The organism is Paenibacillus sp. JNUCC-31 (assembly GCF_014844075.1).
Classification (GTDB): domain Bacteria; phylum Bacillota; class Bacilli; order Paenibacillales; family Paenibacillaceae; genus Paenibacillus.
The window spans coordinates 5,161,158-5,175,888 of sequence record NZ_CP062165.1; the positions used below are offsets into that span (position 1 = coordinate 5,161,158).

The window sequence follows — 14,731 nt, forward strand, 5'->3', positions numbered from 1 at the left end:
AGCGTGGGCACAGAGCCTGCGCTCTTTTTCTATTTTCCGTTACACTTAAATAAAATGTGAAAAAAAACGGCCGGGATGACTCAAAACGGGTAAGTTACTCTAATAGCACACGTGAGGAGGCCACGATTATGACAGTGAATCAAACGGATCAGCATCAAGGACACCCGATTGTGCTTGTAGATGGAGTCTGTCATTTCTGCCAAGGATTAACGAAGTGGATTATCAAGCGTGATCCCGAGGGGACATATCATTTTGCATCACTCCAATCGGATGTAGCGAAAAAATTGCTTGAGAAGGGCAATCTGTCCACAGACAGCATGGATACATTTGTACTCATTGTGGACGGAAAATATTACACACGTTCAACTGCAGCGCTGAGACTTGCCAAAGGGCTCAAATTCCCTTATCCATTATTGTACGGGTTGATTATTGTACCGAAATTTATTCGGAACGCCATCTATAACATGGTAGCTCGCAACCGGTATCGCTGGTTCGGTAAAGATGAAGCATGCATGTTGCCTACACCCGAAATAAAGGATCGATTTCTTTAAAAAAGCTGACATGAGACATATTGTATCATTACTTGTTGATTAATAACGGAAATAATTGGGTAATGACTACGGATAAACTGTATATTGGGAGGCAAATCATTTGAAGAAGTGGACTACATTATTTATTGGGGCATTATTAGCAGTAAGCATGACAGCTTGTGGTAGCGATGCGGATAACAGTACGGCAACACCCCCAGCTGGCAACGAAACGTCTAACGAGGGCAATACAACAGCGGAGCAGGAGACAAAGATCCCTACATTGGACGAGTTGATTGAGAAAACGAATGCTGCGACCAAAGACATGAAAAGCTTCACGACTGAAGCCAATATTGATCAAAATTTGAAACTGGCGGCTGGCGAACAGTCCCAGGATCAACAGGTGAAAACATCGCTGAAGATGGATATCATTAAAGATCCGATGATGATCTATCAGGAGATGAAAATGGAAATGTCCGGACAGGAAGCGCAAAATGTGAAGCAGTACATCACTTCGGATAACATCTATTCGCAGGTGGGAGAGCAATGGGTCAAAATTCCCGACGAACAAACGAAACCACTGATTGAGCAGATGAAGGCAAGCATGAATCCGGAAGGTGAGCTGGAGCAATTCAAAAAGATTGCCGAAGACACCAAGATTACGGAAGAGGGAGACAACTACGTCATTAACGCTGACGTATCCGGTGATAACGTGAAGGAACTGGCCAAAGCGGTCATGGAGCAAAACGGATCGGATCCTCAAACTCAAGCGATGCTTGATCAAATGAATATTACCAGCATGAAAATGAAATATATGATTAACAAAGAAACCTACCTGCCTGCAAATACGGATGTCAACATGGTCATGGAGATGGAGCAGGAGGGACAGAAAATTTCGATGGACATGAAAATGATCAGCACGTTCTCCAACCATAACGGCGTGGAAGAGATCAAGATCCCGCAAGAAGCATTGGATAGTGCGAAATAAGAATCCATCAGCTGTAAGCGAATGTTTATTCTCTGATGAGAATATACTCCTATCCAGTAATAGGATGATATATCGTTTGAAAGGCACCTTTGATCCATTTGTGTGAACAGACACGTTCCACGAATGAATCAGGGGTGTTTTCTTTTTTTTTGCTTGCATCCTGGTCGAGTTCAAGGTGGTATAGTATAGTCATGTAAGCGATTGAATTTAGAGTTGATGGGAAGTTGAAGGAAGTCTATTTAAGGGTGGAGGTCGAAGAAATGATTGAATATGCACATATACACCACGTGAGTCTGGCTGTACGTGATCTGGAGGTTGCGAAGAAATTTTATTCCGGTTTGCTCCGTATGAAGGAGATTGAACGTCCGCCTTTCAACTCCACAGGCACATGGTATGCGATTGGAAGTCAGCAGCTTCATCTGTTGCAGCATCCGGAGGGACACACGCTTCGTAATGCCGGGATTGATACAACGGATGGACATTTTGCGATCTGGGTGACCAGTTATAAGGAGACATTGGCCTGGCTGGAAGAGCAGGAGATTGAATATGAAGCGAGACCGGATAGCGTTGCCGGGTTCTCACAGATTTTTGTGCTTGATCCTGACCGCAATATTATTGAGTTCGATGCGCCTTATCATTCTTGATTGTATTTGCGTTTGAATAAATGCCTTGCTCCCCCAGAAATTGTATGCTATATTATCCATACATTCATAGCACGTGACGGAAGCACCGTCCATATACTGCATATTTTGCGGTTATTGGACGGTGCTTTTTTGTGCATTTTTGCAGGGAGGGAAGAAAAATTGATTGTTCTAAAGGCAGTGCTGGCTTCCAAAGACAAAGAATATATTAGTGCCTGGCTTGATTTTGTACAAGGGAGCCAGCCTGGCTCCGGTATACGCTTTACTGCTTTTTCACAATGGGAAGCGTTCAGGGATCACATGAATGAACAGGAAGGCAGGGAGCTGCCGGATCTTGTGGTTGCGGAACCGGAGTTTCTGAACAACTGGCTGAGTAATGGTGGCGAAACTTCGGGTATTCCTTGGTTGACGCTCAGTGAAGGACTGGATGAAGTGGATGAGGACAAACGGCTGATGAAATATCAACCTTTGCCTGCACTGTTAGATGCTGTTCTTAACGCTTGCCGACAGCCCCGTCGGAGAAAGGTCCATCGCCCAGGACAGGGGACGCTATCCATTGCAGTTATATCTGCTTCCGGAGGATGTGGCAAGACAGCGGTGGCAATGCATATGGCGAAGCAGCTGGGGATTGCAGGATATGCCGTTCTGTATCTCAATTTGGAGACGCTGGATAGTTCGATGCCGTTTCTGGAAAAGGGGTTGTCTAGAAGTGCACAGCGTATAACTGATGCAGAAACGGGACTGTCACGTCTGCTTTACGATTTGAAGGTGGGAAGGAAGGAATCAGGTAAACAAGGACAAGTGCAATCTATGTCCAAAGGTGTTGACAGCTACGTGCTTCGTCACGAAGCTTTGAAGTCGGATGTATTCTGGCCTCTGTCCAATCGGAAGGAACTGCTGCAAATGTCCCGTGAGGATACGAATATCCTGATCCAGTATCTGGCGGACTGCGGACAGTATGATGTGCTCATTCTGGATGGGGATTCAGGCTGGGATGGTCGCAGTGAAGGGATTCTGGATCGTGCAGATGCATTCGTGTGGCTGATTGAGGATGACATCTCTTCTATGCACCGCTGGGGTCAATGGATGCAGCATATGGAGCGCACAAGGCCGGAACTCCTTGATAGTGTACTGGATCGTGCCCGCTTCGTTGTTAACAAGTACCGGGACAGTGTCATCAACGTCCTGCCAAGACCCGATCTGCATCTGGACGTAGTGCTGCCCTATATCCCTTCATGGAAGCAGCTGAGTAAGGAGGAAGTGATGCTTAGCTCACCGATCTTTCAACGCGAAGTAAAGAGACTCTGCGCCATGATCGTACAGGACGGGGAAGAAGAACTGAAGCAGGCGGGACGAATGCAGAAGGGTGATGGGTGGTCGTTATGACGGATGCATCCAAGGTGATACTGGACCGTGAAGAACAGTTTCAAATCATGCGTCGGGAGGTCAGGGCTGGCCTGGATCTAACGTCCTCTGCGGGGGACGAAGAACTGTGGCAGGGAATTGAGCGTAAAGTACTTTCTGATCCGAAGCTGGATGATCTGACCTCCGGGGAGCGACATACGCTGGTGCAGCGGTTATTTGACTCCTTTCGAGGATTGGATATCCTGCAACCATTGGTGGATCATCCCGAGATCACGGAGATAATGATCAACAGCCACCGGGAGATCTTCGTTGAGCAGGAAGGTGAAGTCAGACAGATCACACTGGAATTCGAGTCCAGTGAACGATTGGAAGACATTATCCAGATGATTGTATCCGGGGTGAACCGGATTGTGAATGAGTCTTCTCCAATTGTAGATGCGCGGTTAAAAGACGGCTCGCGTGTCAATATCGTGCTGCCTCCGATTGCGTTGAAAGGTCCGACCATGACGATTCGTAAATTCCCGAGTGAACCGATGAAAATGTCCGATCTGATTGATAAAGGTGCCCTGCATGAAGCAGCGGCAGAATTGCTGCAGCAGTTGGTGCGCAGCAAATACAATATTTTTATCGGCGGTGGAACTGGATCGGGTAAAACAACTTTTCTCAACGCATTATCCCAGTTTATCCCGGCGGATGAACGGATTATTACGATTGAGGACTCTGCTGAATTACAGATTGTCACGGTACCGAATCTGGTATCGCTGGAAACACGGAATGCCAATACCGAGGGCAAGGGCCAAATATCCATCCGGGACCTGATCAAATCATCCTTGCGGATGCGTCCGAATCGAATTGTCATTGGTGAGGTACGGGGGGCGGAAGCGCTGGATATGTTGCAGGCCATGAACACTGGACACGATGGAAGCTTGTCCACAGGACATGCAAATACGATCTCCGATATGATCAGCAGATTGGAGACCATGGTACTCAGCGGAGCAGATCTTCCCATTGCAGTTGTTCGGCAGCAGATTAGCTCGGCAATTGATATTTTTGTGCATTTATCCCGACTGCGAGACCGTTCACGTCGAGTGACCGAGATTAGCGAAGTGATCGGCATGCAGGAGGGAGAAGTGCTGCTGAATCCACTGTTTCGTTTCCAAGAGATTGAAGAAAAAGAAGGCAAAATTATTGGCGGACTCGTGCAGGTAGGGAAGCTAAGACAAGTGGAAAAAATTCAGATGGCGGGACTTGGAGAATGGCTGAACGAGTACATAGAACGTTTAAGTGATGGGTTCATTGAATCGGATAACAACGTAGATTAGTTGATTTTATTGGAAGGTGATGAAGTTGGGCGAGGCCAGACAGGCGTTAATGGACTACACCGTATATACGCTATCCCGGAGACAGCGGATGGTCTGCATGCTGATTAGTGGTTTGTTATTCTTCGGTATCGGTATTCTGTTCTATCACCACTGGTTGGCCGGACTGATATTGGCGACGGGATGTATATGGGTACCGAAACATTGGACCAAAGTGCTGCTGGAGCGAAGAAGAATGACTCTCAGTTTACATTTTAAACAGGCATTATATGCGTTGTCCTCCGCGCTGGCTGCGGGTAAATCGGTAGAGAACGGATTTAAGGAATCCGTGGAGGATCTGCGCATGCTGAATCCTGAGGCAGATACAGATCTCATTCGTGAATTCACTATTCTGAGGACGCGGATGGAGTATGGACAGCCCATTGAAGAGGCGCTGCAAGACTTCTCGGATCGGGCCAAGATTGAGGATATCACTAATTTTGCGGATGTATTCATCACATGTAAGCGAACTGGTGGAGATCTGGTCGAAGTTGTGCGGCGAACTTCGGCGGTCATTGGTGAGAAGTTGGATATTCAGCAGGACATCATGGTGGCAGTGGCACAGAAGAAGTTTGAATCCAAAGTGATGTTTGCTGCTCCGTTTATTTTTCTGATTTTTCTCAACTTTACGGCCAAGGATTTTATGGAGCCCCTATATAGCGGGATGGGTTATCTGATCTCCAGTGGTGCATTGGTGTTACTTGCCTGCTGTTATCTGTGGATTACACGCATTATGGATATCAAAGTATAAGGAGGTGACACGATGCTGCTTCCCGTTATTTTCGGAGGGGTGCTCGCGGCGGGATGGCTGGTGCTGGATCGAACACGAGGGCAGACCTATCGGCATTTGCGCGAACTGGATATGGAAGGATTACGTCTGAAGAAACTGCATGGTCCCTTTTTGTTTTTGTTGGAGAAGTTCGAGGTGGGCCGCAGATTGCCTGTACTTATGTTCCGCATGCAGCATGCTATTCAGAAAATGTATGGCATACAGCATAGTGGCGAGAAAACGATGCTCTACTGTGCTGAAATGCTGACGTATTCGTGGCTGATGTTAATCGTAGGCTGCCTTTTGTCACTCGTTGGAGATATGGGGCTGGGGGGGATGGTGGGTGGACTGGCGTTGGGTGTTGCACTGCCCTTAGCGCTCTACAAAGATCTGAACACTAAGATGCAGCGAAGAGATCAGGACATACTCATGGAATTACCGGAGTTGTTGAACCGAATTGTTTTGCTGGTTGGTGCAGGGGAAACGGTGCAACGCGCCATTGTTCATTGTGTAGCCAGTCAGGAAGAACGGGATCATCCACTATACAACGAGCTACGCAAGACGGTTGGAGATTGGAACAACGGTTATTCGTTTCAGCAATCTTTTGAACAGTTTAGCCGCAGCTGTGGTGTACAGGAAGTGACGATATTTACAACAACTGTACTGTTGAATTTCCGGCGAGGGGGAGGTGACTTTGTATTGGCGCTGCGGGATCTGTCACATGTGTTGTGGGAGAAACGCAAGGCCGTTAGTCGGGCAAAGGGAGAACAGGCTTCTTCCAAACTGGTGTTTCCGATGGTACTGATCTTTTTTTCGATCGTGGTAATGATCGGAGCGCCAGCTTTTATGATGATGAATATGTAGGAGGAATTGGGATGCTGGAATTGGTGAAAAGCAAGGCAACTGCATTTTGGAACGAAGAAGACGGGCTCGGTACACTGGAATTGATTCTGATTATTGGTGTAATTATCATTATTGCATTGATTTTTAAAGATCAAATTAAGGCGCTGGTAGAAAGACTGTTGAAAAATGTTAGCAATAAAAGTAATGAGTTTTTTGAATAAAAATTTTAAAAAGGAAGAAGGGAGCTTCACCATTGAAGCCTCCCTGGTCTTCCCTATTGTGTTGTTTATTCTCGTGTTACTGTTATTTTTCTCCATGTACATGTATCAAAAGACATTTCTGAACCAACATGCGTACGCAGCTTCTGAACGTGCTGCCTACAGTTGGGATAACAGCCACAAGCAGGCGATGACAGGTGAAGTTGTGGCTGGGGAACATGACAACTTGTACTGGAGATTGACCGATGATCGATTGCTCGGAGCGCTATTTGGATGGGCGGGAACGGACAATGAGGTTATTGTCTCTTTACCCGCGGGAGATGGCGGAAGTCTATCGGAAAAGAAACTGTCCCAAGCGGGACAAGGCATGCCTTCTGGCATGAATGGAACGATTGAATATCAGAACTCGCTGATCCAGCGAAAAGTAACGACCAAGCTGGAGCAGGTGATTTCTTTACCTCTGCCTTCTTTTTTATTTGATTCAGGTAACAATGTGCTAACGCAAGGATCATCTACAGTTGTAGAACCGACGGAATTTATTCGAACGGTGGATCTGGTCCGTTATTATGCAGCCAAGTTTAAAGGCAAGGGCGGAGCCACAGCCAGTACTGCCGCAGAAGCAGGACAGGTTGTACAACATTTTGGCAAAACCAAAAAATGAGGAGAGGAGGAGGGAACGCTGTTCAGAAAAAAAGACGGTGAATCGGGAGCCGTAACCGTGTTCTTGATCTTGATTTTGGCTGGAATCTTTATGTTTGTTTCCATTTTCATTGATTATGCACGTATTGCTGCTTTCAAAGTACAGGCAGAGCGAATGACGCATGCAGCGATAAGATCTGTGATGTCAGCCTATGATCCTTCTCTGCGGGAGTATGGTCTATTTGGATACGGTGACAGCAGTGGTGAGGCCATCATGGCCAAGGTACTGAATGATAGTGTGAAGCTTTCGGCTGTGAAAGATGGATTTCCAATCCTGGATATCCAATGGGATACCACTTCATTGAGCATGGAGCGTGAACTGGGCAGATATGATATTTTTAATCGCCAGATTCAGGAGGATATGAAATATCGAGCGCCGGTTGATTTTACCCTAGAAGTGGTAAACCGTTTCAAGCCGATGTCGGAAGAGATGAAAGAAGCCGCGCATACTGTGGATCTGCTCAAAAAATTGCAGAAACTGTATGACAAACGAGAGGAATTGCTGGACGAAGCAATAGTCAATCAGACGGTATCAGCCGAAAAGCTGAAGGGTCTGCCAACACTGATCATGAATCCGCCTTCCTCTGCCATTTACGATGAAATGCTTAGAGACACACCAGAAACAGCCGCTGAGGTAGCAGCCCGTTATGCGGATTATCTGAACAAAAAACAAATGGATGAAGGACTGCCCTTCAACCAGCAATCGTACATGCTGGAGCTGGCTCGTTATCGGACAGGCGTAGGTAATGTGGTGACAGGCATAAGCATGATCATACAGCCAGCATTGCAGGCTCATCAGACAAAATTGGAGGAAGCACAAGCCAAGATTGAAGAAGCTCGAAAGATCAACGAGGAAATGAAGCGGGTAATCGCTGAAGGGGAGAACCGTTCACAGAATGCCAGCTACGAAAATGTAGGGAACTCAACGCTGCCTGGAACGAGCCCTCCATCTACCGGTTCGGGAAATGAAGCTAAAAGTACACGCTCCCTGGCTTCGGAACTTGTAAGAGACAACATACTGTTTGATCAGTTGAATGCACATGTTCGTTCACAGAATTCGGATTTTGCCAATGTCAGAAACGACAGTATGGAACTTAATACGCAGCTTCGCACCGTTACGGTGATGAGTGGTGTTTCTATTAAACCAGCGGTTAGACAGGCTAGCCAGGTCACGGAACGATACATGGACACTTACGTGCGAAGTGGACCGTCCAATGTCATTCTTCAAAGCAAACAGCAGTTGGAGAACGGTCGCGGATCTGATGTCCAACGCAAAGCGAATGACAAGGAATCCAAAGGCAAGTTGAAGGAAGTTAAACGTATGTTGTCACAGATTGAAAACGGCAGCTCTGGATCAATGGAAGCCTTCAAACAGCTGGAAGAGTACTACAATGCCAACATAGCTTTTAACGAAGCAAGCCGTGAAGAAGCCAAAAAGGCAGAGATTGCCGGTGACCCGTACGACTCAGGTGGAGACGCCATGAACGGAATGGACAGTTTATTCGGTGGGATGTCCAGTCTGCTGGATAGCCTTGGCGATGAATTGTTCCAGAATGAGTACGCACTGGCGTATTTCAATTCGATGGATTTTGGACAGTTGTTTAACTGGACTGAAGGTAGTGGGAATGCTGGTGAAGTCTTCAAACTGGAGAATCAGGAATTGGAATATATCGTCTATGGTTTTCATAATCCTTCGGGCAACATTGCCGCTGCGTATGCAGAGATCTTTGGCATGCGTCTGGCGATTCGAACTGCAGAAGGATTAATGGAGAATAGCAAGCTTGGTAATCCACTACTTGTATTATCTGCTGCGATTTTATACGGAATTACAAACGCTATAGCTGATATGGTGAAATTGGCCAAAGAAGGAAGCGTGGAACTCTCCAAGTATATCAAAGTCAAGCTTACCTACAGAGACCATCTCAGACTGTTTCTGTTGATGCATAGCAACAATGAACGCAAAATGTCCAGAATGTTGGCTTTGATTCGAATGAATACCGGAGTGAATCCAGATGAGAAACAGACATATGCTTCGGGCAATATGCGCAGCAGTATCAAGCTGTGGTTTCTGCCAGGGGTCACCAAAAGCATAGGTGCTGTTATGGGCAGTGCAGATCAGGTAGAGGATGGGCGATTTTTCATTGATCGGAAGACCGATTACTCCTACTGAGTAATTTGGGTTGTTTCGATGGAGGGATTATGGATAAGCAGCATCAGCAGGGAAAAATTTTGGCATGTTTACAGAACCGACTAACACAAATTTGCAGACTGGAAAGATTAAAGTCATGGCGTGAACAGAGACGTTCTCCTCAAAAGGTGCGTTCTCCAGAAAGAGAATATGGAAGCATCGTTTTGGAAGCCTCACTGGTTCTGCCTGTATTTCTGTTCTTTGTCATGTTCTTGATTTACATCGTGCAGATGACTCTGGTATCGACAGCGTTGCAGAGCACAGCAGGGGAAGCGGTGAAGCAGTTATCCACCCAAATCTATCCTGTTTCCCTCGTATTCACCCCCTCTGATTCCGCTGGCAATGGATCGGAAGGTGGATGGAAAGTTCCGGAATTGTCCTTGACAGAATGGGCTGAAGAGTACGCCTCTTCTCTACCGGATCCGCTAAGCGATTGGGTGCGTGCAGCCGCTGCACGAGGTGAACAACCGTTACAGGAAATCAAAACATCCATTCTTGAGACCGTTCTTGATCCAACCGTTAAACCGCTGCTCAAGCCTTTTATTAATACTTCTGTGTTGGAAGTAGATCGTGTGCATGTTAACGGGATTTCTATACCTGATCTCAAAAATAAAACGAATCCTTACTTCCGGCTTGAACTGAGCTATGAATTACCTGTTAAAGTCCCCTTCTTAGGGAAATCTTTACGGATTCAAGCGGCCGCGGCAGAACGGGTATGGATCGGAGATACAGGAGAAGGTTCTGACAGCAGTGGAGGAGACGCGGATTCTGCAGGAGCAGCAACCGTGATATCCAAACCGGAGCCGGCATACATAGGCAATAATGCGACAATCAAGGTTAAGGTTGAGCCTGGAGCTACAGCGAATTTAACGATTTTTTACAAGTCCGGTGAAAGTTCAGCCAAGCATATCGGATGGGCTACTGCCGATGAAAATGGTGTGATTGAATGGAACTGGTTTGTTGGTACACGTACAACGGAGGGGACATGGACATTTGTTGTGGAGACAGCGGATGGTGCCAAGACGGTGACCGAGTTTAATGTGGCTTCCAGAAAATAATAAAGGAGATGTTGGAGGTGGAGTGGTTTTACTTAGCCTGTGGTCTATACGTAATTGCAGCTTTTGTTACAGATGTTCGTTCGATGAAAATCCCCAATCGTTTAACTATACCAGTGACTGCGGCAGGGTTTCTGGCCCATATTATCTGGGGAGGATGGGAGGGATTCCTGTTCTCAGCAGTTGGATTCTCGGTTGGGTTCGGTGTGTTGTTGCTGATGTATATGATTGGGGCAGTGGGTGCGGGAGATGTTAAATTGTTTGGAGGAATGGGTGCCTGGACGGGGCTGGTCTTTGGTATTCATGTGATTATTTATTCCGTTTTGTATGCAGGGGTAATCGGCCTGGTCATTCTATTGTTCCGCAGGGATTCAGCGAAACGAATTCGCGGCATGGCGGGAAATCTTGCCGGTTTTTTCATGCTGGGTTCGCTCAAGCTGGTTAACAAGGAAAAGACGTTGAAGTTTCCTTTTATGCTGGCCGTTTTGCCCGGATTCATCAGTGCCTATATCTACATGACTTCATAAAGAGTTTATAAAGTTTGTGGAGTTTGGATTATAGCTTATAACGGAAAGAGAGGATTGGCATGTATGGATTAAAGAGAGATTTTATTCGGAACGGCGGAGCATTCATGGTTTTGGAGAAAGAGGAAGGGTTGCGAATGGATGAACTGAGCCGTGTGCAGATGGGCATGTTGTCTTCCAATCAGATTCCAAGGCTCCTTCCTGTCCATATCCGGGAATTGGATCGAAATGTAACGTTGCAGTATGACATTTCGGGGTACAAGATGTTATCCCAGATGTTAAAGTCCGGAAAAATTCAATTGCGTGTGTTATATGGTCTATTGTTCCAACTGGCGGACACCTTCACAGAATGCCGACAATATATGCTGGACTCCCGTAAATTGCAGATTCAGGAAGATTACATATTCATCAATGGCTCATTTGAACAGGGAGAACTTGGCATGGTATACATCCCGATCATGGATACGGTTGAGGTAGATTCGACCCCACAGCAATTCCGTGAACTGGTTATCAGGCTCATGGCCCATGTACAGGAACTTCAGGGAGAAGGCATTCAGCGTGTTCTCCAGCTATGTGACAGTGAGTATTGGGATATCGGTCGGTTGCGTGAACTCTTACTTGAATTATACGCGGATGAGCAGAGTAATTCAGGCCAAGCATCGTTTCTGTCCTCTCGTATTTCGTCTGGATCAGCTGACAGTAAGTTGGATACTCCACAGCTGGCGGTCCCAGAGCAGGAGAGTAAGCAATCTTCCATTAGAGTTGGACAAAATCAATACCGTCAATTTGATCAAAATAGTGCTGCTGAGCAGCAGTTGAATCCACACCAGCAACCGAGGGTCTCTATGTCCGAGAAAGAGAACCCGCGTAACAACCCCTTCTCTGGCTTTTCCGGTAGACGTTCACCAGGCGAGTCTTCATTACATTCCAAAGGTGTTACAGATCTGTCACAACGCCAAACCATTGATTCATTTCAAGGGGAGGTTTTGGAAGAAGACGAGAAGTCGGGGTCCCAAGTGACCTATATCATTTTGGGTTGTATGGTTGCCATGGCGCTGGTATGGAGATTTGTTTATATGGAGCAACCCGGTCAGGCTCAAATGATTCTATCCGCAGCATTGAGTGCTGGATTGCTTGGAGTCGCGGGTTGGGCATGGGTGACCAAAGGTAAATGGGTAAAATCGAAGTCCAATCTGCAAGGCAAAAAGATAGCAAATGATGAAAATGAGGATTTCACCGAAGATAAGGAATTGGGACAGCCACGCAATGGACGTTTTCAGGTTGAGAGAATAACGGCTGGACTGGAGAAGGAATCATCCAATAAGCGTTCTGCTTTTTTTGGATTGGGTAGAGGAGGAGACAAGCAGAAAGAGAGCAGAGAAGAAATGTTTCAGGAAAGCTGGCGTTGGAATGCTACTGATAAGTCGGCCGATTTTTTTGAATCCAGACCATCTGGCGACGTAAATGCTCGCTTTCAGAATATGCATATACCATCCGAAGCATCAAATGTACCGGTTGTTCAGCATGCTGTCGAAGTCGCGGCTGTTACAGGAGACTTACCTCGTCATAATGCAGGAGCGGATGCAACGGTAAACTTGCAGAGCATGGCCGGAGGTGGTTTTACAGCAGCAGGTCCAATGGTGCCTGCCTTTTATCTTGAACGCCGATCAGCAGCTGGAGATAAAAATGAACGGATGGATGTCCGCGGAGCATCTTTTGTCATCGGAAGATCAGCGGACATAGTTCAATGGGTTGACTCAGCAACCGGTGTGTCCCGTGCTCATGTGGAATTGAGCCGGAACAAATCGGGCTATGTAATTAAAGACTTGGGTTCCGTCAATGGAACCGTTCTTCAAGGCAATGTTCTTGCTCCGTACAAGGAATATCCATTGGAAGATGGGGATACCTTTACGTTGGCTGAGTCTGTTTACACGTATCGATCAGTCGGATAGGCCGCGGTGCTTCAAATCTTCAAGCGCTTTGGTTAATGTAGGGAAGGTGAACTGGAATCCGTGGTCCAGTGCTTTTTGCGGGATAACCCGCTGTCCTTGGAGAAGTACCACAGAGAGTTCTCCAACCAGTGTTTTGATCAGAACTCCTGGTACGGGGAACCAGTGCGGACGATGATACACTTTGCCTACCGTGCGTCCGAATTCATCGTTGGTAACCGGGTTGGGTGAAGAGGCGTTTACTGGGCCAGAGATTTCTTTATTATGGATTGTAAAATCAATCAACCGCACAATATCCATAATATGAATCCAACTGGTCCACTGTTTTCCACTTCCAACCCTACCCCCAACACCAAGCATATAAGGTATTTTCATTAATGGAAAAGCACCTCTTTTATGACCAAGTACCAGGCTAACGCGAATCTTAACAAGTCTCACATGTTTGATGGCATCGGCAGCAACTTCCCATTGCTCCGAGACACGGGAGGGGAAATTCATTGATTTTTGTGGACTGTTCTCATCAAATGTTTCTGTAGGAGAGGTACCATAGATCGCCATGGCAGATGCCTGAACGACCACCTCCGGCTTGTGCTCCAGTGAATCTATCAATCTAGCCACACGGGCTACAGTGGTGACTCTGGATTGAACGATCTCCAGCTTCGCTTTGGTTGTCCACCGTTGATTCAACGTTTCCCCGGCAAGGTTGACCAAGGCATCCATTCCTTCCAGCAATTGAGGCTGTTCTTCGACCTGTTCCCATGAGATATATGTAAGGTTGTGGCTGGGATTATGTAGATCTGGCAGCTTGCGTGTAATAACTTTCACATGATGTCCTGCCTGAAGCCAGTAATCAACGAGTGCTCCTCCGACAAAACCGGTACCTCCACAAATCGCAATCTTCATCTTTGACGACCTCCTCGATATTCTGCTGGGATGTGATATGTATTCTCCGATCAACAAACAGCCCCGGACGGTAAGTGCTGCCTTGCTGGGAATGACTTACCTCACGGAGCATGTTTGCTGATATGTAACTGACATACTGACGGTTGTTTTGATTAAAAAGCACTTCTATTTATTCATCAAATGTTTATAAGGCGAATAGTCAATTTGGTTTTTCTCCAGAAATTTCACCAAAAATTTATTATCCCGCTTCGGTGTAGCTACAATGTATCCTTTAATGCAATGATCTCTGGATACTTCAGCTGCATTATCTTCGACCGCAATTTTACCGATCTCGGCAGCAATAGAATGTTTGGCAATATCGCGAAAGGGTCCGGGCACAGGTTCCACAAGCTGGTCCAAAAAAGCTTTTGCTTCATCGGTCCATAAATGGCGGCTGGTTTCCACCCAATAATTTTGCCAATCAAGCTTGGATTTTCCGTCTGCCTTTGGGAGCACCTTCAAAAACTTGCGCATCATAAAAAATCCGCCAACACACATGCTTCCAAGTAAAACAAATGTCCAGAATGCCATCGTATTCATAAACCAATTGCTGGGGGAACTGCTGGTCAACGTCAAAGCGAAGAAGCCGAACATCATTACGGAGTCACCTCGGTTCATTGATTTCCACGGAAAGACGGATTCCGCCCCCCCATGTTCCAAATGCC

The 14,731-nt window shown here is 46.6% G+C and carries 15 protein-coding genes; 13 read left to right on the forward strand and 2 right to left on the reverse strand.

All coding sequences use genetic code 11. The annotated features are described in order from the left end of the window. Positions 1-128: 128 nt before the first annotated feature. From JNUCC31_RS22360 to JNUCC31_RS22420, 13 genes are all read left to right on the forward strand, one after another. Positions 129-551, forward strand: coding sequence for a thiol-disulfide oxidoreductase DCC family protein (locus JNUCC31_RS22360; protein ID WP_192264868.1), 423 nt, complete (start codon positions 129-131; stop codon positions 549-551). 100 nt (positions 552-651) lie between these two features. Then, a complete protein-coding gene (locus tag JNUCC31_RS22365; protein WP_192264869.1) occupies positions 652-1,515 on the forward strand; it encodes a DUF6612 family protein in 864 nt (287 codons plus the stop codon). Positions 1,516-1,775: 260 nt separating this feature from the next. Then, positions 1,776-2,159 carry a VOC family protein gene (locus tag JNUCC31_RS22370; RefSeq protein ID WP_192264870.1) on the forward strand — a complete coding sequence of 128 codons (384 nt, stop codon included), beginning with the start codon at positions 1,776-1,778 and terminating at the stop codon, positions 2,157-2,159. Positions 2,160-2,318: 159 nt separating this feature from the next. Continuing rightward, a complete protein-coding gene (locus JNUCC31_RS22375; protein WP_192264871.1) occupies positions 2,319-3,542 on the forward strand; it encodes a nucleotide-binding protein in 1,224 nt (407 codons plus the stop codon). Beyond that, positions 3,539-4,843 carry a TadA family conjugal transfer-associated ATPase gene (locus JNUCC31_RS22380; RefSeq protein WP_192264872.1) on the forward strand — a complete coding sequence of 435 codons (1,305 nt, stop codon included), beginning with the start codon at positions 3,539-3,541 and terminating at the stop codon, positions 4,841-4,843. The genes JNUCC31_RS22375 and JNUCC31_RS22380 overlap by 4 nt, the downstream gene beginning before the upstream one ends. A 19-nt stretch (positions 4,844-4,862) precedes the next feature. Further along, complete coding sequence (locus JNUCC31_RS22385; protein WP_192264879.1) at positions 4,863-5,630, forward strand: type II secretion system F family protein; 768 nt, start codon at positions 4,863-4,865, stop codon at positions 5,628-5,630. A gap of 12 nt (positions 5,631-5,642) precedes the next feature. Next, on the forward strand, positions 5,643-6,512 hold the full coding sequence (locus JNUCC31_RS22390; protein ID WP_192264889.1) for a type II secretion system F family protein: 870 nt from the start codon (positions 5,643-5,645) through the stop codon (positions 6,510-6,512). A gap of 11 nt (positions 6,513-6,523) precedes the next feature. Next, positions 6,524-6,712, forward strand: a complete 189-nt coding sequence (locus tag JNUCC31_RS22395) for a Flp1 family type IVb pilin (protein WP_192264891.1) — start codon at positions 6,524-6,526, stop codon at positions 6,710-6,712. Then, positions 6,696-7,370: a TadE/TadG family type IV pilus assembly protein gene (locus JNUCC31_RS22400; RefSeq protein WP_192264893.1), complete on the forward strand. Its 675-nt coding sequence runs from the start codon at positions 6,696-6,698 to the stop codon at positions 7,368-7,370. Before JNUCC31_RS22395 ends, JNUCC31_RS22400 begins: the two co-directional genes overlap by 17 nt. Before the next feature lie 57 nt (positions 7,371-7,427). Continuing rightward, the gene (locus tag JNUCC31_RS22405; protein ID WP_192264895.1) at positions 7,428-9,578 is read left to right on the forward strand and encodes a hypothetical protein; all 2,151 of its coding nucleotides are present in this window, start codon (positions 7,428-7,430) and stop codon (positions 9,576-9,578) included. Positions 9,579-9,607: 29 nt separating this feature from the next. Then, complete coding sequence (locus tag JNUCC31_RS22410) at positions 9,608-10,654, forward strand: pilus assembly protein (protein ID WP_192264898.1); 1,047 nt, start codon at positions 9,608-9,610, stop codon at positions 10,652-10,654. Between the two features lie 8 nt (positions 10,655-10,662). Further along, complete coding sequence (locus JNUCC31_RS22415; protein WP_192264900.1) at positions 10,663-11,178, forward strand: A24 family peptidase; 516 nt, start codon at positions 10,663-10,665, stop codon at positions 11,176-11,178. A 59-nt stretch (positions 11,179-11,237) separates the two neighbouring features. Then, positions 11,238-13,127 carry a DUF6382 domain-containing protein gene (locus JNUCC31_RS22420; protein ID WP_192264902.1) on the forward strand — a complete coding sequence of 630 codons (1,890 nt, stop codon included), beginning with the start codon at positions 11,238-11,240 and terminating at the stop codon, positions 13,125-13,127. Here JNUCC31_RS22420 and JNUCC31_RS22425 read toward each other — a convergent pair. Next, the gene (locus tag JNUCC31_RS22425) at positions 13,116-14,027 is read right to left on the reverse strand and encodes a TIGR01777 family oxidoreductase (protein ID WP_192264904.1); all 912 of its coding nucleotides are present in this window, start codon (positions 14,025-14,027) and stop codon (positions 13,116-13,118) included. The genes JNUCC31_RS22420 and JNUCC31_RS22425 overlap by 12 nt on opposite strands. 165 nt (positions 14,028-14,192) lie before the next feature. Beyond that, positions 14,193-14,660: a DUF2621 domain-containing protein gene (locus JNUCC31_RS22430; protein ID WP_416234456.1), complete on the reverse strand. Its 468-nt coding sequence runs from the start codon at positions 14,658-14,660 to the stop codon at positions 14,193-14,195. Positions 14,661-14,731: the final 71 nt, after the last annotated feature.

Bases quoted from the DNA above. Each gene is read 5' to 3' on its own strand.
- JNUCC31_RS22430 (WP_416234456.1), bottom strand. From the start codon at position 14,660: ATGTTCGGCTTCTTCGCTTTGACGTTGACCAGCAGTTCCCCCAGCAAT.
- JNUCC31_RS22370 (WP_192264870.1), top strand. From the start codon at position 1,776: ATGATTGAATATGCACATATACACCACGTGAGTCTGGCTGTACGTGAT.
- JNUCC31_RS22420 (WP_192264902.1), top strand. From the start codon at position 11,238: ATGTATGGATTAAAGAGAGATTTTATTCGGAACGGCGGAGCATTCATG.
- JNUCC31_RS22425 (WP_192264904.1), bottom strand. From the start codon at position 14,027: ATGAAGATTGCGATTTGTGGAGGTACCGGTTTTGTCGGAGGAGCACTC.
- JNUCC31_RS22395 (WP_192264891.1), top strand. From the start codon at position 6,524: ATGCTGGAATTGGTGAAAAGCAAGGCAACTGCATTTTGGAACGAAGAA.
- JNUCC31_RS22410 (WP_192264898.1), top strand. From the start codon at position 9,608: ATGGATAAGCAGCATCAGCAGGGAAAAATTTTGGCATGTTTACAGAAC.
- JNUCC31_RS22415 (WP_192264900.1), top strand. From the start codon at position 10,663: ATGTTGGAGGTGGAGTGGTTTTACTTAGCCTGTGGTCTATACGTAATT.
- JNUCC31_RS22360 (WP_192264868.1), top strand. From the start codon at position 129: ATGACAGTGAATCAAACGGATCAGCATCAAGGACACCCGATTGTGCTT.
- JNUCC31_RS22400 (WP_192264893.1), top strand. From the start codon at position 6,696: ATGAGTTTTTTGAATAAAAATTTTAAAAAGGAAGAAGGGAGCTTCACC.
- JNUCC31_RS22385 (WP_192264879.1), top strand. From the start codon at position 4,863: ATGAAGTTGGGCGAGGCCAGACAGGCGTTAATGGACTACACCGTATAT.
- JNUCC31_RS22390 (WP_192264889.1), top strand. From the start codon at position 5,643: ATGCTGCTTCCCGTTATTTTCGGAGGGGTGCTCGCGGCGGGATGGCTG.
- JNUCC31_RS22380 (WP_192264872.1), top strand. From the start codon at position 3,539: ATGACGGATGCATCCAAGGTGATACTGGACCGTGAAGAACAGTTTCAA.